The 25,257-nt window shown below is 47.2% G+C and carries 28 protein-coding genes; 22 read left to right on the top strand and 6 right to left on the bottom strand.

Annotated elements, in window-relative coordinates:
* The first annotated feature begins 4 nt into the window (after positions 1-4).
* From AC2Q9J_RS12385 to AC2Q9J_RS12310, 16 genes are all read left to right on the top strand, one after another.
* Complete coding sequence (locus AC2Q9J_RS12385; protein ID WP_499040327.1) at positions 5-667, top strand: flagellar biosynthetic protein FliO; 663 nt, start codon at positions 5-7, stop codon at positions 665-667.
* Positions 664-1,353, top strand: a complete 690-nt coding sequence (fliP, locus tag AC2Q9J_RS12380; RefSeq protein WP_112224317.1) for a flagellar type III secretion system pore protein FliP — start codon at positions 664-666, stop codon at positions 1,351-1,353. Before AC2Q9J_RS12385 ends, fliP begins: the two co-directional genes overlap by 4 nt.
* Positions 1,354-1,683: 330 nt before the next feature.
* Positions 1,684-1,953: a flagellar biosynthesis protein FliQ gene (gene fliQ / locus AC2Q9J_RS12375; RefSeq protein ID WP_033541469.1), complete on the top strand. Its 270-nt coding sequence runs from the start codon at positions 1,684-1,686 to the stop codon at positions 1,951-1,953.
* A 10-nt stretch (positions 1,954-1,963) separates the two neighbouring features.
* The gene (gene fliR / locus AC2Q9J_RS12370) at positions 1,964-2,743 is read left to right on the top strand and encodes a flagellar biosynthetic protein FliR (protein ID WP_499040325.1); all 780 of its coding nucleotides are present in this window, start codon (positions 1,964-1,966) and stop codon (positions 2,741-2,743) included.
* A complete protein-coding gene (flhB, locus tag AC2Q9J_RS12365) occupies positions 2,744-3,832 on the top strand; it encodes a flagellar biosynthesis protein FlhB (RefSeq protein ID WP_499040323.1) in 1,089 nt (362 codons plus the stop codon).
* A gap of 144 nt (positions 3,833-3,976) precedes the next feature.
* On the top strand, positions 3,977-6,034 hold the full coding sequence (gene flhA / locus AC2Q9J_RS12360) for a flagellar biosynthesis protein FlhA (protein ID WP_499040321.1): 2,058 nt from the start codon (positions 3,977-3,979) through the stop codon (positions 6,032-6,034).
* Positions 6,034-7,185 carry a flagellar biosynthesis GTPase FlhF gene (flhF, locus tag AC2Q9J_RS12355; RefSeq protein WP_499040319.1) on the top strand — a complete coding sequence of 384 codons (1,152 nt, stop codon included), beginning with the start codon at positions 6,034-6,036 and terminating at the stop codon, positions 7,183-7,185. Before flhA ends, flhF begins: the two co-directional genes overlap by 1 nt.
* Positions 7,178-8,035, top strand: a complete 858-nt coding sequence (locus AC2Q9J_RS12350; protein WP_499040317.1) for a MinD/ParA family protein — start codon at positions 7,178-7,180, stop codon at positions 8,033-8,035. The genes flhF and AC2Q9J_RS12350 overlap by 8 nt, the downstream gene beginning before the upstream one ends.
* Positions 8,036-8,071: 36 nt before the next feature.
* On the top strand, positions 8,072-8,848 hold the full coding sequence (locus AC2Q9J_RS12345; RefSeq protein ID WP_499040315.1) for a FliA/WhiG family RNA polymerase sigma factor: 777 nt from the start codon (positions 8,072-8,074) through the stop codon (positions 8,846-8,848).
* Between the two features lie 33 nt (positions 8,849-8,881).
* Positions 8,882-9,385 (top strand): DUF6115 domain-containing protein, encoded by a 504-nt coding sequence (locus AC2Q9J_RS12340; protein WP_499040313.1) that lies wholly within the window; start codon positions 8,882-8,884, stop codon positions 9,383-9,385.
* A gap of 15 nt (positions 9,386-9,400) precedes the next feature.
* A complete protein-coding gene (locus tag AC2Q9J_RS12335; RefSeq protein WP_499040311.1) occupies positions 9,401-9,838 on the top strand; it encodes a YaaR family protein in 438 nt (145 codons plus the stop codon).
* A gap of 89 nt (positions 9,839-9,927) precedes the next feature.
* Positions 9,928-10,278: a PilZ domain-containing protein gene (locus tag AC2Q9J_RS12330; protein WP_499040310.1), complete on the top strand. Its 351-nt coding sequence runs from the start codon at positions 9,928-9,930 to the stop codon at positions 10,276-10,278.
* Between the two features lie 135 nt (positions 10,279-10,413).
* Positions 10,414-10,917 (top strand): SRPBCC family protein, encoded by a 504-nt coding sequence (locus tag AC2Q9J_RS12325; RefSeq protein ID WP_499040308.1) that lies wholly within the window; start codon positions 10,414-10,416, stop codon positions 10,915-10,917.
* A 124-nt stretch (positions 10,918-11,041) separates the two neighbouring features.
* A complete protein-coding gene (locus tag AC2Q9J_RS12320; RefSeq protein WP_499040306.1) occupies positions 11,042-11,611 on the top strand; it encodes a hypothetical protein in 570 nt (189 codons plus the stop codon).
* Positions 11,608-12,285: a hypothetical protein gene (locus tag AC2Q9J_RS12315; protein WP_499040305.1), complete on the top strand. Its 678-nt coding sequence runs from the start codon at positions 11,608-11,610 to the stop codon at positions 12,283-12,285. Before AC2Q9J_RS12320 ends, AC2Q9J_RS12315 begins: the two co-directional genes overlap by 4 nt.
* Positions 12,286-12,420: 135 nt before the next feature.
* The gene (locus tag AC2Q9J_RS12310) at positions 12,421-13,050 is read left to right on the top strand and encodes an NUDIX hydrolase (protein ID WP_499040303.1); all 630 of its coding nucleotides are present in this window, start codon (positions 12,421-12,423) and stop codon (positions 13,048-13,050) included.
* A gap of 70 nt (positions 13,051-13,120) precedes the next feature.
* Here the strand turns inward: AC2Q9J_RS12310 and AC2Q9J_RS12305 are convergent, their stop codons facing one another.
* Genes AC2Q9J_RS12305 through pxpB form a run of 3 tightly spaced genes read right to left on the bottom strand, consistent with a single transcriptional unit; the run spans position 13,121 to position 15,535 of the window.
* On the bottom strand, positions 13,121-13,891 hold the full coding sequence (locus tag AC2Q9J_RS12305) for a LamB/YcsF family protein (protein ID WP_499040302.1): 771 nt from the start codon (positions 13,889-13,891) through the stop codon (positions 13,121-13,123).
* On the bottom strand, positions 13,888-14,853 hold the full coding sequence (locus AC2Q9J_RS12300) for a 5-oxoprolinase subunit C family protein (protein WP_499040301.1): 966 nt from the start codon (positions 14,851-14,853) through the stop codon (positions 13,888-13,890). The genes AC2Q9J_RS12305 and AC2Q9J_RS12300 overlap by 4 nt, the downstream gene beginning before the upstream one ends.
* A complete protein-coding gene (gene pxpB, locus AC2Q9J_RS12295; protein ID WP_499040299.1) occupies positions 14,837-15,535 on the bottom strand; it encodes a 5-oxoprolinase subunit PxpB in 699 nt (232 codons plus the stop codon). Before pxpB ends, AC2Q9J_RS12300 begins: the two co-directional genes overlap by 17 nt.
* A 479-nt stretch (positions 15,536-16,014) precedes the next feature.
* Here pxpB and AC2Q9J_RS12290 point away from each other — a divergent pair, with 479 nt between their 5' ends.
* From AC2Q9J_RS12290 to brnQ (AC2Q9J_RS12275), 4 genes are all read left to right on the top strand, one after another.
* On the top strand, positions 16,015-16,653 hold the full coding sequence (locus tag AC2Q9J_RS12290) for a TetR/AcrR family transcriptional regulator (protein ID WP_499040297.1): 639 nt from the start codon (positions 16,015-16,017) through the stop codon (positions 16,651-16,653).
* Positions 16,650-17,549, top strand: a complete 900-nt coding sequence (locus AC2Q9J_RS12285) for an ABC transporter ATP-binding protein (RefSeq protein ID WP_499040295.1) — start codon at positions 16,650-16,652, stop codon at positions 17,547-17,549. Before AC2Q9J_RS12290 ends, AC2Q9J_RS12285 begins: the two co-directional genes overlap by 4 nt.
* Positions 17,549-19,153 carry an ABC transporter permease gene (locus AC2Q9J_RS12280; protein ID WP_499040293.1) on the top strand — a complete coding sequence of 535 codons (1,605 nt, stop codon included), beginning with the start codon at positions 17,549-17,551 and terminating at the stop codon, positions 19,151-19,153. Before AC2Q9J_RS12285 ends, AC2Q9J_RS12280 begins: the two co-directional genes overlap by 1 nt.
* Before the next feature lie 298 nt (positions 19,154-19,451).
* Entirely contained in the window at positions 19,452-20,816 is a 1,365-nt protein-coding gene (gene brnQ, locus AC2Q9J_RS12275) for a branched-chain amino acid transport system II carrier protein (RefSeq protein ID WP_499040291.1), read from the top strand.
* Between the two features lie 66 nt (positions 20,817-20,882).
* On the opposite strand, the gene AC2Q9J_RS12270 is transcribed toward brnQ (AC2Q9J_RS12275), so the two are convergent.
* The 3 genes from AC2Q9J_RS12270 to AC2Q9J_RS12260 all read right to left on the bottom strand — a co-directional run bounded on the left by AC2Q9J_RS12270 (position 20,883) and on the right by AC2Q9J_RS12260 (position 22,710).
* On the bottom strand, positions 20,883-21,536 hold the full coding sequence (locus AC2Q9J_RS12270) for a GntR family transcriptional regulator (protein ID WP_499040289.1): 654 nt from the start codon (positions 21,534-21,536) through the stop codon (positions 20,883-20,885).
* Positions 21,537-21,643: 107 nt separating this feature from the next.
* Positions 21,644-22,336: an LrgB family protein gene (locus tag AC2Q9J_RS12265; protein ID WP_499040288.1), complete on the bottom strand. Its 693-nt coding sequence runs from the start codon at positions 22,334-22,336 to the stop codon at positions 21,644-21,646.
* Complete coding sequence (locus tag AC2Q9J_RS12260) at positions 22,336-22,710, bottom strand: CidA/LrgA family protein (RefSeq protein ID WP_499040286.1); 375 nt, start codon at positions 22,708-22,710, stop codon at positions 22,336-22,338. The genes AC2Q9J_RS12265 and AC2Q9J_RS12260 overlap by 1 nt, the downstream gene beginning before the upstream one ends.
* A 178-nt stretch (positions 22,711-22,888) precedes the next feature.
* Between AC2Q9J_RS12260 and AC2Q9J_RS12255 the strand changes: the two genes are divergently transcribed.
* Both AC2Q9J_RS12255 and brnQ (AC2Q9J_RS12250) read left to right on the top strand, forming a co-directional pair.
* Entirely contained in the window at positions 22,889-23,587 is a 699-nt protein-coding gene (locus tag AC2Q9J_RS12255) for an AIM24 family protein (RefSeq protein WP_499040285.1), read from the top strand.
* 267 nt (positions 23,588-23,854) lie between these two features.
* Positions 23,855-25,225, top strand: a complete 1,371-nt coding sequence (gene brnQ / locus AC2Q9J_RS12250; RefSeq protein WP_499040284.1) for a branched-chain amino acid transport system II carrier protein — start codon at positions 23,855-23,857, stop codon at positions 25,223-25,225.
* Positions 25,226-25,257 lie beyond the last annotated feature (32 nt).

Raw genomic sequence — 25,257 nt, 5'->3', positions numbered from 1 at the left:
AAGCTTGATCCAAAAAATGTCTTTATACAGTATTATGATGATCCTGCTGCTGACGCTGTCGGCAGTATGGGCACCATCCTTTGCACAAGCCGCCGACCCGAAAGTCAGCGACAGCTATAACACGGACCAGCCGGCAGTCGAACAGCAGGAACCACCTGCAGAAGCGGCGGCTCCGGAAGAAAAAAGCTTTATCGTCGTAATCGGCCAATTGATCTTTTATACCTTATTAATTGTTTTCATGATATACGGCCTGATCAAATTCCTGTCGATGAAGCAGAAAAATCTCCAGCCCAACCAAGCTGTAAAGCTGATGGGCGGAACAGCCTTAGGAAATAATAAATCCCTTCAGCTTGTAAAAGTGGGAGGACAGATTTATCTGATCGGTGTCGGCGATCAAGTGACGTTGATCAAAGAATTCGCCGAAGACGATGAAATCAATGGAATCGAAAAAGACGTGGAAACCCAAGCTTCGCCATTACTGCCGAAGACGGTGACCAGTTTCATAAAAGAAAAGGTCGGCGGCCAATTGGAGAAGAACCCTGCCCAAACGAAAGGGTTTGAGCAATTGTTCAAGCAGAGCCTCGATAAACAGCGTAAAAAGCAGGACAAATTGGAATCGGATCTAAGTGGACAACAATCCGAAGATAAAGAAGGGCGTTCGTTATGATGGACTCTCTTCTCATGCTCGTCAACATTCCCGGAATCGATTTTGGCAACGATAATCCCGAAGACGTTTCAACTACACTGCAATTATTATTCCTGCTGACGATCTTGTCGGTGGCTCCCGGGATTTTAATCCTGATGACCAGTTTTACTCGCATCATCATCGTGCTGTCCTTTGTCCGGACCGGTCTCGGCACGCAATCGATGCCGCCGAACCAGGTGTTGGTGGGACTTGCATTATTCCTTACCTTCTTCATCATGGCTCCGATCTTCTCGGAGATAAATGAAACCGCGCTTCAGCCATACTTGGACGGTGAAATCGGACAGGAAGAAGCGATGGACTCCGCGGCATTGCCGATGAAAGAGTTCATGGCGAAACACACACGCGAAAAAGACTTAGCATTATTTTATAAATACGCTGAAATGGAAAAGCCCGACAGCATTGCGGAAATTCCGCTGACATCGCTGATTCCGGCATTTGCCATCAGCGAGCTCAAGACAGCGTTCCAGATAGGCTTCGTCATTTTCATCCCTTTCCTGATCATCGACATGGTCGTTGCCAGCACCTTGATGGCGATGGGGATGATGATGCTGCCGCCGGTGATGATTTCATTGCCGTTCAAAATCTTGTTATTCGTACTGGTCGACGGCTGGTACCTGATCATCGAATCGCTGCTGCTTAGTTTTTAGATAGGCTTCATATCGGAAGAGATCGCTCCAGGCGGACGCTTTCCTCGGGGAGCTGCCTGAGCCTCCTCAGTCGCTTTGCTCCCTGCGGGGTCTCAGGACTAGCTCTGAATCCCGTAGGAGTCGCCGCCTTCCGCTCACTCTTCTAAATGATATGTAGCAAAACAGCGAAGACGCCATGGTGACCAAGCGAAGTGCTGAGATCCACTCGGGCGAAGTGCAACGAGCCCGAGTTAGCTCAGCGCAAGCCACCAGGCAAGCGAGCTGTTTTGCGGAATATCGGCTACTAAAGATCATTAATTCAATTTGCATCGTTAAGGAAGGAAGAACTCAATGACTCCAGATATGGTAATTAAACTGGCAGAACAATCGATTTATACAATCATCATCATTGCGGCGCCGATGCTGCTGATCGCACTGGGTGTCGGCCTGCTCGTCAGTGTGTTTCAGGCGATGACGCAGATTCAGGAACAGACTTTGGCGTTCATACCGAAAATACTCGCTGTATTCATTTCGCTGGTCGTTTTCGGACCGTGGATGCTGACGACGCTGTTGGATTACACACGCAATCTGTTCCAAAGCCTTCCGCGAATAATCGGATAGGGAGCTTGCAATGAATTCTATTTTAGAAGTTTTGCCATATTTTTTATTAGTACTTATTCGGTTTACGAGTTTCTTTCTCATTGCACCGATTTTCTCGATGAAGGGCATGCCGAACCAATTCAAGATTGGCCTCGGAGTGTTCATTGCGCTGATAGCTGTTTCCACTCTGCCGGCCGAAGAGCCGATTGTGTTGGACGCTTATTATACGTTCATGGTCATAAAGGAAATCGGTGTTGGCCTGGCACTTGGATTTACAGCGGCGCTGCTGTTGTATGCGGTGCAGGTTGCCGGAGCGTTCATCGACTTTCAGATGGGCTTTGCCATCGCCAATGTTATTGACCCGCAAACTGGCGCGCAGGTGCCGATCATCGGTCACTTTAAATACATGATGGCGCTGCTTTTCATGCTGACGGTCAACGGCCATCACATGCTGCTGGACGGTGTGATGCACAGTCTGAGGCTGTTTCCGGTAGAAACGATGACCTTCGCTTTTGAAGCAGGAGACCTTTCATCTTTTATATCGGCATTATTCGTACAAATGTTTACCGTTGCTTTGCAAATTGCTTTGCCGATTGTCGGTGCGCTGTTCCTGGTCGATGTGGCTCTAGGGATTTTGGCGAAAACGGTACCACAATTAAATATTTTCGCAGTCGGTTTTCCAGTTAAGATTTTCACCGGCTTTGTCCTGTTATTGCTGACAATGCCCATCTTCTTTTATCTGCTGCAATTTTTATTTGAAAAAATCATGATGAGCATGGCGCAATTGGTCAAGATAATGGGAGGGACGTAAGTGCAGAAACGATTGGTTCTCGATCTTCAGTTTTTCGCAGGTGAGAAAACAGAAAAAGCGACACCGCAGAAGAGGCAGGAGTCGAAACGCAAAGGGCAGGTCGCAAAAAGCCCGGAAGTCGCCGCGGCGATGATTATGCTCGGCGGCATCCTGTTGCTTTACTTCACTGGCGGCTGGATGCTCGAAGCGATTCTCGCAATGTTCCGCATCAACCTGACACAATTCTTCAGCTGGGATCTGACACCCGCTTCCACGCGGACCCTGCTCGAACAGATGTCATTTGAAGGATTAAAGATCATGGTCCCGATGGCGTTGATCGGCATGATTTTTGGCTTTTTCGGAAACTACATACAAATTGGACCGATTTTCTCTACAGATCCATTGATGGCGAAACTGGAACGAATTGATCCGATCAAAGGCGCTAAGCGCATCTTCTCAGTACGCGCGTTAGTGGAGCTGGCAAAATCGTTATTGAAAATCTCCATCATCGGAACAGCGGCTTTCCTCGTTCTGTGGACGTCGAAAGAAGAATTGTTTTTATTGTCCCAGCAAAGTGTGCCGCATGCCTTGAGTTTTGTCGGCGGCCTGGTGGTTAAAATGGGCCTGACCGCTTCAATCATCCTCTTGTGTCTGGCCGTGCTGGATTATATCTATCAGAAATACGAGTTCGAAAAAGGAATAAAGATGTCGAAACAGGACATTAAAGACGAATATAAGAAATCGGAAGGCGACCCGCTCATCAAGCAAAAGATCAAAGAAAAGCAACGGCAGATGAGTATGAACCGGATGATCCAGGATTTACCGAATGCGGATGTTCTCATTACAAACCCGACGCATTACGCGATCGCGATTAAATACGATGCCGAGACGATGGAAGCCCCGCAAGTCATTGCGATGGGGAAAGATCATCTGGCACTGAAAATTAAAGAAAAAGCGAAAGAACTTGATATTGTGATTATGGAAAATAAACCGCTCGCCCGCGCATTGTACGCACAAGTAGAAGTGGGCGACTACGTGCCGGAAGATCTCTTCATGGCCGTAGCCGAGGTGTTGGCATATATCTACCGTTTGAAAGGCAAGATCAGTTAGATATAAATTAGAATGATGAAATCGCTCCAGAAGGACGCTTTCCGCGGGGAGCTGAGTCCAAAGCGCCGAAGCGACTTATCAATGCATATTTATTGTTTTATTACATAAAAACATTCACGAAAGCAATAGGAGATGGGAAATAACTTGAAACTCAGAGATTATGCAGTCTTAGTATCCGTACTTATGATCGTCGTCATGATGGTCATTCCGTTGCCGCCCTTATTACTCGATATATTGATTCTTATAAATATCAGCCTAGCCATGACAATCCTGCTGGTGGCAATGAATACGAAAGAAGCGCTGCAATTCTCGATTTTCCCGACATTGCTGTTGTTGACGACACTGTTCCGTCTTGGCTTGAACGTATCGACGACACGCTCGATTCTCACCAATCAAACCGGTGGTGAAGTGATCGAGACGTTTGGTTCATTCGTAGTCGGAGGGAGTGCCATTATTGGTATTCTGGTGTTCCTGATTCTTGTCATTATTCAATTCCTTGTTATTACGAAAGGTTCGGAGCGGGTCGCGGAAGTTGCCGCGCGTTTTACGCTCGACTCGATGCCTGGTAAACAGATGAGTATCGACGCCGATCTTGGCGCGGGCATGATTTCCGATCTGGAAGCAAAAAACCGCCGGGAAAAAGTCAGTCAGGAAGCGGATTTCTACGGGGCCATGGATGGTGCCAGTAAATTCGTAAAAGGGGACGCCATTGCCGGAATTATCATTACCATCATCAATATCATCGGCGGATTGCTGATCGGGGTTATGGTCCACGGACTGCCGGTCGGTGAAGCAGCCAGCTTGTTCACGCTCCTGTCCATCGGTGATGGTCTGGTGAGCCAGATACCGGCGCTGTTGATCTCAACTGCCATGGGTATTGTTGTGACACGTGCTGTTTCAGACGGCAACCTTGGATCGGATATCATCAAGCAGCTCTTTGCTTACCCGAAAATGATGTATGTCGTAGCAGGCACATTGATGATGATCGCATTCCTGACACCGATCAATCCATTCTTGATTCTGCCGGTGGCAGCGGTGATCGCATTTGCTGCATATAGAATGCAGAAAGCGTTGAACGAAGAAGAGAAATCCGAAAAAGAAGCCGTTTCCGGAGACGGCAAAGAAATTGAAGCCATGAAGAGTCCGGAAAGCGTCATCGACCTTCTTCATGTCGACGCCATTGAGTTTGAGTTCGGTTATGGATTGATTCCGATAGCGGATAAAAACCAGGGCGGTGATTTGCTCGACCGGGTCATCATGATCCGCCGCCAATTGGCAATGGAGCTTGGGATTGTGGTGCCGGTTATCCGCATACGCGATAATATTCAGCTCCGTCCAAACGAATACATCATCAAGATCAAAGGAAACCGCGTTGCAGCGGGTGAAATTATGCTCGATCATTACCTGGCCATGAGCCCAGGAATTGATGACGACAGCATTGAAGGCATTGAAACGATTGAACCAGCATTTGGCATGCCTGCACTATGGGTTAATGACAGCATGAAAGAAGACGCTGAAATGGCCGGATACGCCATCGTCGACCCGCCATCTGTTGTGTCGACGCATCTGACAGAAGTCATCAAGCGCCACGCGCATGAATTGATCGGGCGCCAGGAAGTGAAGTCGCTGATTGAAAATATGCGTGAAGCAAGTCCGGCTGTTGTAGAAGAATTGATTCCAAACATGATGACGATCGGGGAAGTGCAGAAAGTGCTGATGAAGCTTCTGAAAGAGAAGGTTTCCATCCGCAACTTGCTGATCATTCTCGAAACGCTTGCCGATTATTCATCGCAAACAAAAGATACAGACGTTTTGACTGAATACGTGAGACGTTCACTGTCCCGCCAAATCACATTGCAATATGCGCCGCAGAATGAAGCCTTGAAAGTCATCACAGCAGGAGCAAGCGTCGAGAAGAAATTTGCCGAGTCGGTGCACCGTTCCGATCAGGGCAATTACTTGTCGATCGATCCGGAAACGTCCCAGCTGATTTTCCAGAAAATATCCGAACAGGCTGCGCAATTGCAGCAGACCGGTGTGCAGCCGATTCTGCTGACATCACCGGCCATCCGCATCTATATGCGCCAGTTTATCGAAGGTTTTGCACCGGATCTTCCGGTGCTGTCCTATAACGAACTCGAACCGAACATTGAGATTCAAAGCGTCGGCGTCGTCAATATCAGTGGAGGAGTAAATGTCTGATGAGATTAAAAACATATATCGTCCAGAATGTCAGTGAAGCTTTGCCGATGATCAAACGGGATCTCGGAGCTGACGCATTAATCCTGAATACGAAAAAAGTGAAGACAGGCGGCTTTATCGGGTTTTTCCAGAAAGAAAGACTCGAAGTGACAGCCGCTGTAGAAGCACAGCCGAAGAAGAAGAAAGCAGCGAGCAATGAACCGCAGGAAGCTGCCGCAGTTCAAAAGGCATCCGCGCCGGTCCATGCTACTCCAGTGGCCGCGCCGGAAACTTCAAACCATCACTTAACGGGAGACTTGATCAATGAATTGAAAGGCATCAAGCAATTCATGATGCAATCCATGCAGGAAGATCATTTGCCGGCTTCCTTGAAACCGTTGAATCAGCGTCTAAACAACCAGGAAGTGACGAAGGAAATCCAATCGGAAATACTGGCGAAGATGATGCTGACGATAGGGCAGCAGCCAGATATCTCCACAGCGCAAATCCACAGAATGGCCAAGACGGAAATCGTCCGCCTGATCGGTTTACATCAGCAAAAGCCGGTCGTGAAGGACCCGGAGATCATCTGCTTTATCGGACCGACAGGCGTCGGCAAAACAACGACGATCGCGAAAATCGCTGCTGATCTGCTATTGCGCGAAGGAAAAAAAGTCGGCTTGATTACATCCGATACCTACCGCATCGCTGCCGTAGAGCAATTGAAAACATACGCAGGCATATTGAATATTCCGATCCAAGTGGTCGATACGGCGGAGGATTTGAACCGCGCCATGGCGGAACTGGCTGCTTGCGACATCATCCTGATGGACACGGCCGGTCGCAATTACCAGCAGAAACAATACATCGACGATCTTGAAGCGCTCTTGACTGATAAGAATAAAATCCAGATCAATCTGGTATTGAGCCTGACTTCCAAATACGAAGATATGAAAAAAATCATCGACAATTTCCAAACCATCAAAATGGACCAGCTGCTATTGACCAAACAAGACGAGACCAGCTCATCCGGCGCCATCTTGAATCTGATCTATCATTATTCGATTCCCGTCACTTATATTGCCAACGGCCAAAATGTTCCAGATGATATTTTAACGGCAACTCCTGAGTTGATCGCAAACTTTGTGCTAGGGGAAGATGACAATGATTGATCAGGCAAAACAATTGCGGGAAAAAATGATACAGAAAAAACCGAAAAAAGACCGCAGACAAACGCGCACAATTGCCGTAACCAGCGGAAAAGGCGGCGTCGGCAAGTCTAATTTCGCCTTGAACTTCGCTTTGAGCCTGGTCGAGCAGAACCGGAAAGTCCTTATATTCGACGTCGACTTGGGTTTTGCCAATGTAGACGTATTACTCGGTCGGTCACCTGAAGAATCGATTGCGACGATGGTCGAAAAAGATTTATCGATTTGGGACATCATCGAAGAAGGGCCGAACGGCTTGCTGTTCATTTCCGGAGGGACCGGATTCAACGAAATGTTCAAACTGGATGAAGCGAAGATGAAGAAATTCTTTGACGAGCTCAGCGAAATCCAGGGACATGTCGATTACGTGATCCTCGATACTGGCGCAGGATTATCGGATGAAAACCTCCGCTTTATCCTGGCGGCAGACGACGTGATTCTTGTTACGACGCCTGAACCGACATCAATTACGGATGCTTATTCCATTGTAAAAATGGTCCATGTAAAAGATCCGAATGTCCATATGAAACTGATTGTCAACCAATGCACGACTGAAAAAGAAGGTAAACAGACGGCGGACAATTTCCGCCAGGTGACACAGCAATTTCTTGAAAAAGAAATCGGCACGTTGGGTTATATCCCGAGCGACTCGAATATACCGGCAGCTGTTAAGAAGCAAGTGCCGTTTCTGCTGGCATTTCCGAACACATACGCTTCTCAGGCGATGCGAAAAGTAACAGGTGAATTTCTCGACCTGCCTGTACCTTATAAGCTGGGCATCAAAGGATTCCTGCTGAAAATGCTGTTTAAATAGACGTGTCGCGGTATCAAAAAAATGGTGGTGAAACGCTTGTTGAATGAAAAATTATCAAAAGAGGAATTGGAACACTGGGAAAGCTGGCAGCAGGGACGTGATCCGGAAGCCGGGAATTACCTCGTCGAACGCTACATGCCGCTGGTTGATTATGTGACACAGCGCTTTATGATCAGCCTGCCGAAAACAGTGGACAAAGATGACATACGCAGCCTGGCTTTCGAAGGGCTTCTTGACGCATTTGATAAATTCAACCTGGAGCGGGACCTGAAGTTCGAAACCTATGCGGCATGGAGAATCAAAGGCGCGATCATCGACGGGCTGCGGCATAGTGACTGGCTGCCGCGTTCTGTGCGTGAGAAAGTGAAGAAAATCGAAAAAGCGTATGCGATTCTTGAACAGGAAAACAATCATTCGGTTACTGATGCCGAAGTCAGCAAATATCTCGGCATTTCCAAAGCCGAACTCAATAAAACCGTATCGGAAGCAGCGTTATCGACGATGATTTCCATGGATGAGAATCCTTTCGAAGACAATAATCAGGTAGGCAAATACAATATAGTCGGAAACGGCGATGCGGGTTCACCGGAACGCCGTCTCTACGAACGGACCATTAAGGAAGCGTTAACCGCAGCAATCGGGCGTTTGCCTGAAAAAGAAAAGATCGTCGTTTCCCTGTGCTACTTCGAAGACTTGAAGTTGACGGAAATTGCTGAAGTTCTGGGTGTCAGCGTTTCGCGTGTTTCGCAATTGCATTCAAAAGCAATTTTGCGTCTGCATTCAGCGACTCTCTCGGTCCACGAATATTATTAAGTTGCGCATGTTATAGAAAGACAGGTGATAGCCATGGAATGGCTGCTGATTTTACTTATTTTATTGGCGATAGCCGTGAATATACGATCGTTTATCGCGCTGAATCAATTCCAGAAACAGCGCAAAATCATGCTGGAAGACGCGGAAGCAGTCAATGCCAGCATGGAAGAGTTTGTAGCGAATCTCGAGCAGGAAAATGATGAACTCTATAACCGGCTGGTGGAGCATATTGCCCAAAAAGAAAGCCGCATGGAAGAACGGATGCGTGAACTGGAGCTGAAAATCGGAAGCGGTACCGACGCTCATACAGCGGACGAGGCGCCAGTTGCGCCCAAAACCAAAATAGCGAAACAGAAGAAAACAGCTAAGCCTGCAGAACCGGCAGTCGATCCGGACCTGCCGGAAAATGAAAAAATTGAACAATTGCATAAACAAGGATTCGCCCCTGCGCAAATTGCCAAAGTGGTTGCGGCAGAACGCGGAGAAATCGAATTGATCATTAATATGTATAAAAAGAAACAAAGCTATCAGAAGTAAGATGGGGTGACTGCTATGCGCATTGAAAGCCAAACGAAAATTCCGGGGGACCGGTTTCAGAAAAATACAGTGGAAAACAAGTCAATTGACTCTTTTGCCAACGTCATGAAAAAGTCGCAATCGAAATTGCAGCTGGATGCCTTGCATCAATTGATGAGCCGTGTTGACGCTCAGGGAGAAAAGCTGGGGGAGCAGCGTACCTTCGAAAATCTGCGTGACTATAAAAATCTTGTAAAAGAATTTATGAGAGAAGCCCTAAGTTTTGGTATACAATTAACTGAAAAACAAAGCTTTTCTCCTGGTGGTGGCATGAAAAATCATCAAATAGTGGAAGTCATTGACAAAAAATTGATTGAACTTCAGGACGAAGTGTTAAATAATGAAAAGGAAGGCTTGGATACACTCCAGTCAATTGGAGAAATCAAAGGCTTACTGATTAATTTATACATGTAAAAGTGGTGTCTGAAGTTAAAAAGGGTCTTCCCGCTTAATTTCCTGCTTTTGCATGGTTAAAAAAGAGAGAAGATTGAGGGGAGAAAGAAATGAGCGAAAATCGCCGCGAGTTTTTCCGTGTAATTTTTCATGAATCGGTCAATGGCAAAATCACCCGCCTCGGGGAAGCTCCAATGTCTATAATAGTGGACAATATCAGTGTAAACGGCATGAGATTTACATCGCCGGTCAATATACCGATGGGCGAACGGCTCGAATGCAGTTTCGAAATACTGGAACAGGCGTTTTTGCTTGAAGGAGCCATTGTGAGGAAGTCGACGAGAAATGACAGAGTCGAATACGGTGTAGGTTTTACAATCGATCAGGAAACGTCATCGCAATTATTCAAGCATCTTAATTATTATCAGATCCGCCAAAGAAAAGGTTCATATGCAGATTGAGCATTATTGCAAGGGAAGCTGACGCCGCGAAATTTCGCAGTGTCAGCTTTTTTTATATCAGCAGGGACAGCGCGGAAGTATGCTAGAATAAATTACAAGAACATTCGGTTAATTAAAGAAGAAAGGAGCGAAAAAATGAAAAAGACAGCGACAATTGTGCTGACGATGGCCCGGAGGATCAACGCAAACTCAAATGATGTATTCAAAGCCTGGACAAAGCCGGAGCTGATGAAAAAATGGCTGTTTACGACGGAAGACACGAATGTGGTGGCAAGAAACGATTTCCGGGTGGGCGGAAAATGGGAAATCGTTGACCAGCGGGAAGGGGAGGAATACCGCGCGACAGGCGAGTATTTGGAAATCGACGCGCCTCACCGGCTGGGATTCACTTTTGAAATGCCGCAATTCAACGACTTGCAGGACCAAATAATTGTGTGGGTATCGCCGGTTGGGAAAGCATGTGAAATGACTTTTAAACAGGAGATTGTTGTGCCTCACGAAGAAAGCTGGGGACCTGAAGACATCAAGAACGCGATGAAAGAGTACAGCGAACAGTCAGAAGAAGGCTGGGACAAGATGTTTGAAGGGTTGAAACAATTAGTGGAAACCGGAGAAGTCAGAGCAACGGACAATAAGTGAATAGCTGAATCACAGCAGCTGCCGCCCGGAATTTCATTGCGGCAGCTTTTTAGAGAAACCTTTTCGAAGGAATTGCTACTAATAGAGTAAAGAAGCTGCAATTTGGGCGAGAGGGCGGTCGGCTGTGAAAAATATACTGTTGTTTTTAATGATTGCTGTAATGATTGCTGGGGCAGTCGGTTGGCCTGCAGCAGCCAGTGCCTGTTCCTGTGAACAACCTCCAGGCGTCGAGGAAGAGTTGAGCCGCTCGGATGCAGTGTTCAGCGGAAAAGTGATTTCGATAGAAGAGAAGCCGCCTTTATTGTCCGTACCTTCCAAAATGGTGATTTTCGAAGTCGCCAAGACCTGGAAAGGGATCGAACAAACACAGGTGAAGATCACTACTGGCCAAGGCGGCGGGGATTGCGGCTTCGATTTCAATATGGGGCAGGAATATTTAATCTATGCGGTGAAATCAAATAGCTACGGATTAAATTCATTGTCGACCATTATTTGTGACCGCACAGCTGTTTTAAGCCAGGCGCAAGGAGATTTTGCGGTATTGGGAGAAGGCCAGGAACCGACAGAAGAAGTGGATTTGCTCAGCCGGAACGGATGGCTTTTGCCGCTGGCGGGTTTTATTGTATTCGCGATAATTGCTTTTATGGTTTACCGGAAAAGAAAGACAGTGAAACAAGGCGGGTGGAAGAAATGAAAGCATCTGAGGAGATATTGGCGGTCTGGCGTAAATTCGACGATTTTCCGATGGAAACACTGACGAAGGCGTGGCTCTATTCGACACAGGGGAACCGGAAGCAAAGAGATGTTGAAACGATGAAACAGCATCGTGAACAGTTCGGCGTCACAGGGAATTGCTTTGACTTGGCCATCTGGTTATTGGATGCATTTAAAGAAGCGGGGGTCGAAGCTTATCCAATCGGCAGTGAGCTCGGGACTGGTGATGATCATGCGGCGGTCATGGCAGTTGACCGCGAGGGACGCAGGTTCTTATGTGATCTGGGTGACCAATGGCTGCAGCCGGTTTTGATCGATGGTGACGATGAGGCTTACACAGATGAAAAATTAACAGGCTTTTTTCCGGGCGCTGAAGTGCAGGTGCTGCCGGAAAGTGATAATTTTAAAGTGGTTTATCACCGGCCGAACGGCAAGTTTTCGACACAGGTTTATTCAGCGGTTCCGGTGCCGATGGAGGAATTTATGACGGCGGCGGATTTTTCGCAGAGCCATGTATATCCGAAACCGCTGCTGGAAGTGCGTTTACCATGGGGGAATGAAACGGCGCACTGGGAATTCGATGATTGGAAAAGTTTTTTAAGCACCAGCCAGGGGCTGTTTGAAGATCCGCCGCTTGCATCGATTGAAGAATAGGCGGAGCGGATCCATGAGAAGAGCGGTTATGATAAAACGCTGTTAAAAGAATCGCTGGAATATTTTAAGGGTCTCAGCGAATCTTCTGTATCCTGAGGCCTTTTCTGTTTCATTGAAGAAAAGAGGTTTGAACAAATGAATGAAGAAATGATTATGGCCTGTGAGGAAGATGGCACGCCAATCGGAATTGCTTCGCGTGAAGAAATACATAAAAGGGGCTTGTGGCATGAGACATTCCATTGCTGGATTGTGGAAATCGAGGACGGAACGCCGTATATCCACCTGCAATTGCGCAGCGCAGACAAAAAGGATTTTCCCGGCCTGCTTGACATCAGCGCTGCCGGGCACATCCTTGCGCACGAATCAGTCAGGGATGGAGTCAGAGAAGTCCAAGAAGAACTGGGCATCGATGTGAAGTACGGCGAGTTGTTGCCGCTCGGTGTCATTAAAGACCAGCTCTCGATGGAGGATTTCATAGACAATGAACGATGTCATGTGTTTCTGTATCTAACAACGCAGAATTTGGACGGAGCCTATCGCTTCCAAAAAGAAGAAGTAGCGGGCATGTTCAAATTTGATTTTCAGGACTTTGTGGATTTATGCATCGGTGTTACAGAAAGAATCGAAAGTGCAGGGGAACTTGGCGCGGCGAAAACGCCGTCACAGAAGAGTATTGCATTGACGGATCTCGTGCCGCACGAACAATCTTATCTGGAGCAGATAGTGAGAGGGATTCAAAGCGCATTGGAAAATGAAATGAAATAAGTTAACGAATAAAATGAAAGACATCCTTTATTGTCCCAATGAGAGATAAAGGATGTCTTTTTTTGTTGGGCTAAATAATATTAGAAACTCTATCGGTTTTAATTCCAGCTTCCGCCAGCGATTTAGAGATTTGTTCCGCAAAGCTCAGGGCATTTGCCCCGTCTCCGTGGATGCAAATTGTATCGGCTTTCAATTCGGCATCGGTTCCCTCGACTGTCAGCACTTTGCCTTCACGCACCATCCGCACGACACGTTCAATCGCTTCAGTGGAATCAGTGATTAAGGCATTGGCTTCGGAGCGGGGTGTAAGAGAGCCATCTTTCTGGTATGTGCGGTCGGAGAATACTTCGCTTGCGGTCCGCAGGCCGATTTCATTGCCTGCTGTAATCAGTTCACTGCCGGCAAGTCCATAGAGGATCAATGCGGGATTTACGTCATAGACGGCCTCCGCAATGGCTTCGGCATAAATGGAATCTCTGGCGGCCATATTATAGAGGGCGCCATGGGCTTTGACGTGTTGCAGAATACCGCCTTCCGCATTGACGAAAGCTGACAGGGCGCCAATTTGGTAAACGACGATGTCATAGATTTCCTCCGCTGACAGCTGCAGGTTACGGCGGCCGAATCCCGGCAGATCCTGAAAGCCAGGATGCGCACCGATGACTACATCCTTTTCGAGCGCCAGGCGAACAGTTTTGCGCATTGTAGCTGGATCCCCGGCGTGAAAACCGCAGGCGATGTTAGCCGAATTTACATAATCCAGGATTTCTTCATCCCGGCCAATTTTGTAAACACCGAAACTCTCACCCATATCACAATTCAAATCCACTTTAAAATTCATCCTGTTTCCTCCCTTTTGAATTTAATGGCCTGTTTCAAACAATTTATCGTTTTTTCCTGAAGTCTGAGAAGACGCTGTGCTTCTTCGATACTGACTTCCTTGAACCGCAGACGGTCTCCGGGTTTCAGCTGGCTGATGAGCGGAAGGTCAACGGTGATGACTTCTGCAATTTTTGGATAGCCTCCTGCTGTCTGGCGATCGGCCATCAAAATAATCGGGTTGCCGTCCGCAGGCACCTGGATGGAACCGAAAGCGACAGCTTCCGAAATCATTTCCTGCGTTTCGGCAAGTGCCAGGCGAGGTCCGTCAAGCCGATAGCCCATACGGTCCGATTGGGAATTTACTGAAAAATATCCGGATAAAAAGTGTTTCCGGCTGTCTTCAGAAAACAATTCGAATTGGCGGCCTTTGGTTACTCGGATTACCGGTTCGGAAGTATAAGGAGGCGAGGGTACAAACCAGGAAGCGTCTTGAGCTGCCGATTTCTGAACGGTGCCTGCTTCACCGATTGCCAGTTGGTCGCCGGATTCCAAAGCGCGTCCTTGATAACCGCCCAGCTCCGCCCGCATGTATGTGGAGCGGCTGCCCATCACTTCCGGAACAACGATTCCGCCGGCGATAGCTACGTAGCAACGGCTGCCGGACCGAGGCTTACCAAACGTCAGTGTTTGTCCTTTCGTTGCAATAACTGCCCGCCAGCTTTTTACAGCTTTGCCATCCAATTGAGGAGTGAGGTCGCCTCCGCAAATGGAGATGACGTGTTCTTCGTCGAATTGAATAGAGGGTCCCATCAACGTTATTTCCAATGCTGCAGCGCTTTCTTCATTGCCGACGAGCAGGTTGGCCATGCGCAGCGCATAAGGATCCATCGCGCCGGACGCAACAACGCCATATTTTTGGAAGCCTGTTCGTCCAAGGTCCTGTACGGTTGTCTGCATACCGCTTTTATGTATGGTCAGCATTTTCTTTCTCCTCCAAAATTTGATATTCCTCAGCTGTAATTCGACGAAAAACAATAATGTCTCCCGCCCGCAGCAGGCTCGGAATTTCATGATCCGGCAGAAACAGCCGCGTTGGTGTGCGGCCGATCAATTGCCAGCCTCCTGGTGTTGGAATGGGATAGACGCCGGTCTGGTTCCCAGCGATGCCGACACTGCGCTCCGGAATTGTGACGCGCGGAGATTCCCTGCGCGGCGCTGCGATTTCTTCGGACATGCCACCGAGATATGGAAATCCCGGAGCAAAGCCGATCATATGGACGGTATAGCTGGTTCCAGTATGGATCGCTATTACTTCTTCTGGGCTCAACCCGTTGTGCCCTGCTACAAATTCAAGGTCCGGTCCATGGTCGCCGCCGTAGCAGACAGGGATTTCGATGGTACGGGGCTGCGGCACATCAATGTCCTCAGTTTTCTTTAGAAGAGATGCCAATTCGTTTTTCGCTTCTTCAAAAGTGGCCAGCAGAGGATTATAGACTACGGATATTGTGGTAAATGCAGGAATGCATTCAGTCATCCATTGTGGGGGATTCGCTTCGAGAAATGACGATACCGCAAGTATATTTTTTTGCGTTTCCTCATTTATTGAGGTGCCGACTTCAATAATGATTGCTTGGTCACCGAGCGGAGAAAAAGAATAATCCATGAATACCCTCCTGTTTCTTTATTAATCTGATTATTCTTTAAGTATAGAGCTTTAGGGAGGATGACGAAAGGAAAGCGAGGGTCATATTGACTGAGCATTGCCGAGTTGGGAATAAAACCGGTGAAGTTGGGAGTAAACAGAGCAAAGTTGGGAGTAAATATTAATTCGCCAAAAAGGAGCCGTCGCGGTTCCTCTTTTTGTGACGGGTTTGCTGAGTTGGGCGTATTTGAGTGAAAGTTGGGCGTATTCCGACTGGAGTTGGGCGTATTTCAATCGAAGTTGGGCGTATTTTGCATCAAGTTGGGCATAAACATTAAATCCCAGAGCCGACTAGCATTCACATCAAGAAGTATACAAACAAACTTTCTGCTGCCCCTAAAAATTTTATTATTCTCTGTAAATTATGTATTGACCACCCCGGTCGATAGAATTATACTAGAGTCGACCGAGGTGGTCTAACGAGGAGGCGAAGATGGATAATGGAAAAATTTAAAAGCCTCGATGAAGCGAAGCAACAGAAAATATTGGATGCGGCGTTGATGGAATTTGCGGAGCATGGCTATGAAAAAGCTTCGACGAACCGGATTGTGAAAGAAGCTGGCATCGGCAAGGGAATGCTGTTTTATTATTTTAAAAGCAAAAAGGATCTATACGAGTTTTTGGCGGAATACAGCCTCGATTTTGTCGTTGAGAAGTACTTTTCCAGAATTGATCTGACGGAAACGGATTTTATCGAACGCTTAAAGCATACCTCGCAAGTGAAATTTGAAGCGCAAACAGAAAATAAAAATGTATTCAACTTCCTGGGCACGTTTATGCTGACGGAGGACTTTAAGCTGGCCCCGCATATACAGGGAAAATACGAAGCTATGCAGAAAGCGGGGAATGCGATGATTTATGAGAACGTGGATTTATCGCTGTTCCGCGGTGATGTCGATGTGCAAAAAGCATTCAAGCTGATCCGCTGGTCGATTGAAGGTTACCAGAATGAACTGCTGCAAAAGTTACGAGGGCAAAGCATAGCGTCGATCGACTTTGATCCGTATTGGGAGGAATTTTACGAATACCTGGAGATTTTGAAGAAAAGTTTTTATAAAAAAGGGGAGTGGGAGCAATGACTATTCTTAAAACGACAGGCTTAACGAAAAAATTCGGGGATTTTGCGGCGCTTGATGGTGTGGATATTGAAGTGGGCAAGGGAGAAGTCTATGGATTTATTGGCCCGAACGGTGCAGGGAAGTCGACGACCATTCGTGTATTGCTCGGAATCCTGAAGGCTACGGAAGGGCAGGCGACGATTTTCGGCAAGGATGTCTGGAAAGATGCGGTTGAAATTCACAAGCGTGTTGCTTATGTGCCGGGAGACGTCAATCTTTGGCCAAATTTGACTGGTGGGGAAGTCATCGATTTATTTATCAAACTGCGCGGCGGCAACAATAAATCACGGCGTGAAGAACTGATTCGCAGATTCGATTTGGATCCAAGCAAAAAATGCCGCACCTATTCAAAAGGGAACCGCCAAAAAGTGGCTCTTGTTGCGGCGCTTTCTTCAGACGCGGATCTCTACATTCTCGATGAGCCGACATCAGGACTCGATCCGTTGATGGAACGCGTATTCCAGGAATGTGTCCGGGAAGCAAAAGCGGAAGGCAAAAGCATCTTGCTGTCGAGCCATATCCTGTCGGAAGTTGAACAGCTTTGCGATAAAGTGGCGATCATCCGGCAAGGCAAAATTATAGAAAAGGGTACATTGAAAGAACTTCGGCACTTGACGGGAACGATGCTGCTAGTGGAAACAAAAGAGCCGATTCTGAATTTGGCTGAAGTCAAAGGTGTACAGGGGATCGTGGAGAAAGATGGCGCATTGTCATTTCAGGTGGATCAGGAAGAACTCGACCGGGTGGTTCGTTACGTCAGCGGTTTCGGCATCATCCGCATGGAAAGTGCGCCGCCGACTTTGGAGGAACTGTTCATGCGCCATTATGAAGGGACCGGAACAGGGGGCGCAGTGTAATGAACAATCAATTATTCAGTGGAACCGGCAGCTTAAGCCGCTTTATCCTGCGCCGCGACCGATTTCGGATTCCGATATGGATTCTCAGCTTTGTAATTGCGACAGTGGCGACAGCGGTGGCGTTTATTGGGCTTTATGAAAATGCGCAGGAACGGCAAGCCATAGCGGCAACGATGGAGAATCCTGCCATGACGGCGATGGTCGGTCCTGGGTATGGACTTGCCAATTACACCAGCGGCGCGATGATGGCGCACCAGATGCTTCTGATGACCGCGGTGGTCGTCGGGCTGATGAGTGTGCTGCTGGTGATTCGCCACACCCGCACAGATGAAGAAGAAGGACGCATCGAAATGGTGAGATCGTTGCCGGTCGGACGGCTTTCAAATGTTGCTGCCACGTTGCTGGTGCTGTTTTTGGTGAATATCGTGCTGGCGATTCTTACCGGATTCAGTCTGTATGCGTTAAATATCGAAAGCATGGAGCTGGAAGGCTCGCTTCTTTATGGCGCCGCGCTTGGGGCAACTGGAATGATTTTTGCTTCACTTACGGCTGTTTGCGCCCAACTTTCGCATAATGCTAGAAGTGCGATGGGCTTATCCATCGGTATTCTGCTGCTTGCCTATATTGTGCGCGCGATCGGCGATGTGGGGAGTGAAGCTGTTGCATGGCTGTCGCCGCTTGGCTGGATTGTCCGTTCGGAAGTTTACGTCAATAATATTTGGTGGCCAGTATTGATGACGGTTGGTGCCGCCGTCCTATTCGGCGGTTTGGCGATGTACTTGAATTCAATCCGGGATTTGGGTGCGGGGTTTTTGCCGGCGAGAGCGGGGAAAATCCACGCTTCTCCGTTATTGCTGAGTCCTCTTGGGCTCGCATTCCGGCTGCAGCGCACAGGATTTATTGCCTGGGCGATCTCGATGTATGTGCTGGGTGCCTCCTATGGTTCGGTGATGGGCGATATGGAATCCTTCTTTGCGGATGTCGACCTCATGCAGGATCTGCTTGTGCCGATGGAAGGGTTTTCGCTCGTTGAGCAATTTGTGCCGACGTTGATGGCAGTGATGGCCATCATAGCCACAATCCCGGTGCTTATGGCCATACTGAAGGTAAGGGGCGAAGAGAAGAACGACCGCATCGAGCATGTTTTAGGCAGAGCGGTTTCGCGAAATCGCCTGCTGGGCAGTTATTTGCTGATTTCATTGATTGCCAGCTTTGTGATGATCTCGCTGGCTGGTCTGGGTCTCGGCACAGTTGCGGATGCCGTAATGGAAGAGGGATTTGACGTAGCCATGGCTTATCAGGCGGCGCTCGCTTATTTGCCGGCAGTATGGGCAATGATTGGGGTGGCAGTGCTGCTGATTGGCTGGCTGCCGAAACTGACGGGCTTTATCTGGCTGTATCTCAGCTTTTCTTTCTTTGTCATTTATCTCGGCAGCTTATTCCAGTTGCCGGAATGGGTGGAGAAGACAACGCCTTTCGGTTATGTTTCAGCTATCCCGCTTGAACAGTTCGATTGGCTGCAGGCGGCGGTGCTGACAGCAGTCGCAATTGGGCTGATGGTGATTGGATTCGTTGGATTCAATAAAAGAGATATCGGCAAATAAGTTGTTTAATACTAAAAATTTTTTACTTATATGAAAAGCAGAAAGGGTCTCAGACTTTTTCTGCTTTTTATTTATTGTTATTTCAAGAAAATTACACTTTGATACGAACTTAGTACCTATTTTATCGAAATAGACAGATTTTTAGAAAATTTATGATTTAAGGTGTTGATTTTTAGAAAAAAGGATGTAATATAGCATTATGCAATATATCGCATAATGTATTTTAGGTCTTAAAGTTATATTGAAAATATATAATGGCCATTCAAAGCAAATACAGGAAAAATGAGGAGGAGAAAGTATGGATAGTAAATTATCGTTTAAGTCGTACGCAGTTGTCGGAATGATGTTGTTCGCTTTGTTTTTTGGAGCAGGAAACCTGATTTTTCCCGCGCAATTGGGTCAATATGCGGGAACGGAAGTCGGAATTGCAATACTTGGATTCTTAATAACAGGTGTGGGCTTGCCGCTTCTCGGAATCCTGGCAATTGGCTATTCGAAAAGCAATGATCTTCAGGACCTTTCAAGCCGTGTGCATCCACTTTACGGCATTCTTTTCACTTCTCTGCTTTATTTGACGATCGGGCCGTTCTTCGCATTGCCGAGAACTGGTGCTGTCGCTTATGAAGTCGGCATTGCCCCATTTGTCGGTGACGGTTCAATGGGAACGATGCTGCTCATTTTCTCGATTATCTTTTTCGCCATTGCTCTCTTCATTTCATTGAATCCTTCTAAAATTGTCGACAGTGTCGGTAAATTTCTGTCACCTGCAATTTTAGTGACTTTGGCAGTGCTTTTGATTGCAGCGTTCATCACGCCAATGGGCGAAGCAGGAACTCCGCAGGGAGGCTATCTTGATAATGCCTTCATGACCGGCTTCCTCGAAGGCTATAACACAATGGACGCGTTGGCGTCGTTGGTATTCGGCATCATCGTCATTGCGGCTATCCGAAAAATGGGCGTCAACTCACCAAAAGGCGTTCTTACAGCTACCTTGAAAAGTGGTCTTGTCGCCGCGGCGCTGCTGGTTATCGTTTATACCGGAATCGCGTTGCTTGGTGCAACGAGCACGGGTACATTAGGGCTATTGGAAACGGGCGGACCTGTGCTAAGCGGGGCATCCGCACATTATTTCGGCACGTTCGGCGCTTTACTGATTGCTGTCATCATTTCGCTTGCGTGTCTGACAACGGCAGTTGGCCTGATTGTGGCCAACGCGGAATTTTTCCATAAGCTGGCACCGAAAATCAGTTATAAAGTGTTTGTCGTCATTTTTTCTGTCTTTGCATTGGTGGTTACAAATGCAGGTCTTTCCAACATCATTACGTATTCGATTCCTGTATTGATGTTCCTGTATCCTTTGGCAATCGTTCTGATTCTTCTTGCCTTCACATCGCCGTTGTTCAATCACGCACGTGCTGTCTATGTCGCGACGATAACTGTGACGTTCTTTATCGCAGTGATTGACGGATTCAAGACATTGACCGGCACGCTTGAAGTAAATAACCCGGCCTGGCTTCAAACGGTCATCGATTTCTATGGCACGGTTCTGCCGCTGTACAATGAAGGGCTGGGCTGGTTATTGCCGGCTGTCATCACAATCGTTGTTACCAGTTTGATCGCTTCAAGCAGAAAAGGTGAAAGCGTTGAAGCCGTAAGAAATTAATTGGGAATTATAAAAAGCTGTACGGAAAGCATTTGCTTTCCGTACAGCTTTTTTCAATGGCAATTTTTATTTCGCGTTCATTTCTTCGATAGAGCGAATCCAATTGTTTTTTGTCAGTGAAGAGAGGCGTTCGGCGTCTTTGTCTTTGAAAGCTTGGATAATCTCTTCGTGTTCGTTGCGGGAGGCTTCGGACAACTCCAGCGAATGATGGAAAAATTGCCTTCTGACATGGGATTGCAGCCGGCTGAGCATAATTGTAATATACGGATTCTCAGCAGCTTCAATGATGATCCGGTGGAATTCTTCATCTATTTTGAGCGCGTTGAAACTGTCTTTTTCATTAATGGCTTTTGCAAAACGCCGATTGGTTTCTTCCAGGCGGCTGATCTGTTCGTCGGTGATGTTCGGAACTGCTAGCTCTCCGGCCAATGCTTGCAAAACGGCAAGCGGGGGGAGCAGGTGATTGATATCTTCTTTAAAAACTTCTGTGACAGTTGTGGCTTTTCCGGGATACATCTTCACAAAGCCCACCATCTCAAGCAGTTGAAGCGCTTCGCGAATAGGGGTTCTGCTCAGGTTGAGCGCCTGGGCCAATTCAATATCGGTTAACTTTTCACCAGGCTGCAGCGTACCATCTATAATCCATTGTTCCAGCTGGGAATAGGCACTTTCCTTCGCGCTCATACGGACAGGTTTTGAATGATTAGTTGGAACCGGCATATTCAATCTACCCTCTCTCAAACTCTTATTATTATCCATTATACGCCAATGAAGTGGAAATGGCAGTACTCAATATGCAGTATATCGCTGGTTGGAGCGTATTAATTTCATAGATAGAAAATCCAGACGAACACAGGAGCAAGGAATGAACCGAAGACAGCGCTCAACGACATGGCGACAGAACTGACGGAGGTTTCCTGTGCACCGTATTCCAAAGCTTTAGCGGTGCCGATGCCATGCGCGGATGCACCGAATCCTATGCCGACGCCGATTGGTGTCTCAATATGAAGTATTTTAAGAAATGCCGGACCGATGATGATGCCGGAAAAGCCTGCAATCATGACAAACACTGCCGCTAGGGAAGGGATACCGCCCAATTGCTCAGTGACTTCCATCGCCACTGGAGTTGTAATGGATTTTGGCAGCAAGGAAAGGATTAAAGTCTGTGAAAATCCGAATAATTTTGCCAGACCGATTCCTGTGGTCATGCCGACGACTACACCAACCAGGATACCGGAAAGAACTGGCACCAGGTTATCGGACAGAAGTTTCCGCTGTTTATATAACGGAATGGCCAAGGCGACAACGGCAGGGCCCAAAAGGCTATCGATCCATTGCCCGCCGATCATGTAAGTTTCATAAGGCGTTCCGGTCAATAACAAGAACAGTACAATGATAAAAGTGGCGGTCAAGGCAGGCATTAAATAAGAATAATGGAATCTTATATATAGAAGGTTCATAAAAAAGTAAGAAGCGAACGTAAATACGATGAAAAAAAGTGCAAGCAGTATATTCTCCATTATTTCTGCTCCTTTCCTGCTTTAATCCGGCTGCCAAGATATTGACTGGTCGATCCGGATGCAGCCATCGTCAATAAGGTGCTGATGATGACGACGACAATCAGGAAAAACCCTTTGCCGGCGAAAACGTCGAAGTAATTGATGACGCCAACAGTGGCCGGGATGAAGAAGAGAGGCAAAAAAGACAAGAGTAAAGTTGCGGTGGATTCCACCAAGCGCAGCGGGAATAGCTTCAGCGCTAAAGCGGCGAACATCAGCATGAAACCAATGATGCTTCCGGGCAAGGGAATGCTGAACAGCTCACGCAGCAATTGGCCAAGAAAGAAAAAACCGTATATGAAAATGAATTGAAGCAGGAATACCAAGAATTTCATTGCGTGTGCGCCACCTTTCTTCCCGGAATTTAAAAGTACCTTTTTTCCATAGTATGTTATTTTACAGTATACCAATTGAAAAGCGAAAACATTGCGGAATCGATGAAACGGTTTTATTCGCGATGAAACTTCTTTAATCTGTTAACCGTATAGTATAGAAACGAATGGAGGAATCGGAATGAGCAATTATACAATCAGAGAGTTTATCGAAAAGACTCGGCAGGACGAACGTGAAAACGATTATTTCGAACTGGAGACGGAAAGGATTCTGGAAGTGAATCTCGATGGGTTGGTATGGGCGAAAACCGGATCAATGATTTCCTACACGGGACAGATTAAATTTGCGCGCGAAGGCGTCATGGAGCATGGGCTTGGCACGATGTTCAAAAAAGCGCTGACGGGGGAAGGCACGTCGCTGATGAAAGCGAACGGACAAGGGCGCTTGTATCTCGCTGATCAAGGCAAAAAGATTACGATCTTTGAGTTGAACGACGAAACCATTACGGTAAACGGCAACGATCTTCTCGCTTTCGAACCGGGGATTGAATGGGAAATAAAATTGATGCGGAAAGTAGCGGGAATGATGGCGGGGGGCTTGTTCAACGTTACATTGAAAGGCAAGGGCCGTGTCGCCATCACATCCCATTACGAGCCGTTGACGTTATTGGTGAAACCGGGGCAGCCCGTAATCACCGACCCGAATGCAACAGTGGCCTGGTCCGGCAACCTGACGCCGGAATTCCGCACAGATGTCAGCTTCCGTACCTTTATCGGACGGGGCAGCGGCGAATCGATCCAGATGGAATTCCAAGGCGACGGTTTTGTCATCGTTCAGCCTTTTGAAGAAGTATACACCGTTTCCAATGGAACTTCTTAAACCTGTTTCAGTAGCTTTGAATGAGGGAATAAAATAGATATGACTTAAGTTAGGGGATGGCTGATAGTCCTCTAACTTTTTACATGAAATGATTTTTCTGTAAATTTTAAAACGGATAAAAGAATAAAAGACAGATTTTTTGAAAATTAACGGTTCCATCGGTTGCATTTTGCTTTGAGTATTGTAAGATGGCTAATGTAATGCATAGAATCAAGGTATTTCGGGAACGGTTCAATCCAAATGCTTACGTCCTCAGGAGGAACCTGGATGGATACAAGTCTGAACTTTAAATCTTATCTTATAATCGGCATGATGCTGTTTGCCCTGTTTTTTGGGGCGGGCAACCTAATTTTTCCTGCACAATTGGGGCAATACGCGGGAACTGAAGTGGCGATTGCCATTACCGGCTTTCTGATTACGGGCGTAGGTTTGCCATTGCTCGGAATTTTAGCGCTTGGCTATTCCAAAAGCAATGATTTGCGTGATCTTTCAAGCAGGGTCCATCCGATTTATGGCCTTGTTTTCACATCTTTGCTGTATTTAACGATCGGCCCTTTCTTTGCGCTGCCGCGGACAGCCGCGGTTGCTTATGAAATCGGCATCGCGCCATTTACAGCTGACAGTTCCGGAACGGTCATATTGCTCGTTTTCTCCATTATCTTCTTTGCGATCGCATTGGCGCTGTCATTGAACCCTTTGGAAATCGTCAATAAAATCGGGAAGGTTCTTTCGCCGGCTATTTTGGTGACGTTGGCTGTACTTTTAGTGGCTGCCTTATTCATGCCGATGGGAGTGATCGGAGCACCTCAGGATAATTATGCGGACAGCCCATTTCTGACGGGGTTTCTTGAAGGCTATAACACAATGGATGCATTGGCATCACTTGTTTTTGGTATTATCGTTATCGCTGCTGTGCGGAAACTTGGGGTCAATTCGGCAAAAGGGGTTCTGGCAGCCACGCTGAAGAGCGCTGTAATCGCCGCGATTTTATTAGCCGTCGTTTATACGGGCATCGCTTACCTTGGCGCAACCAGCACAAGCACGCTGGGTCTTCTCGAAACAGGAGGGCCGGTCTTGAGTGGGGCATCCGCCCATTATTTCGGCACATTCGGCCAATTATTGCTGGCACTAATCATCACACTTGCCTGTCTGACTACGGCTGTGGGCCTGATTGTGGCGAATGCAGGATTTTTCAATAAACTCACGCCGTCGATCAATTATAAAATTTATGTTGTCATTTTTTCCGTCTTTTCATTAATCGTCACAAATGCAGGACTCGCGAATATCATCGCTTTTTCCATCCCGGTCCTGATGTTCTTATATCCACTGGCGATTGTACTGATCATGCTCGCTTTTCTGTCGCCTCTGTTTAAGCACCGCCGCCTTGTCTACGCGGCAGCGATCATCGTCACATTTTTCATAGCAGCCATCGATGGAATGAAAACGCTGACAGCTTCGATCAGCGTGGAAAATCCCCAGTGGCTGCAATCGATCATAGATTTTTATAACTCAATACTTCCGCTTTACAGCGAAGGTCTTGGATGGTTGCTGCCGGCACTCGTAACCATTATCATAGCTGGAATCATCGCTCGCTTCAGCAGTGGGGAAGATGTAACTTCAGCCGAAAATCAAAACTGAGAATAACACTTGAAACTGTTTCAAAGCTAAAG

The organism is Planococcus sp. RAB007_Raresut, from assembly GCF_057369535.1.
The sequence above is the reverse complement of the archived record's forward strand: the minus strand, read 5'-3'. Positions and strand labels throughout refer to the sequence as shown.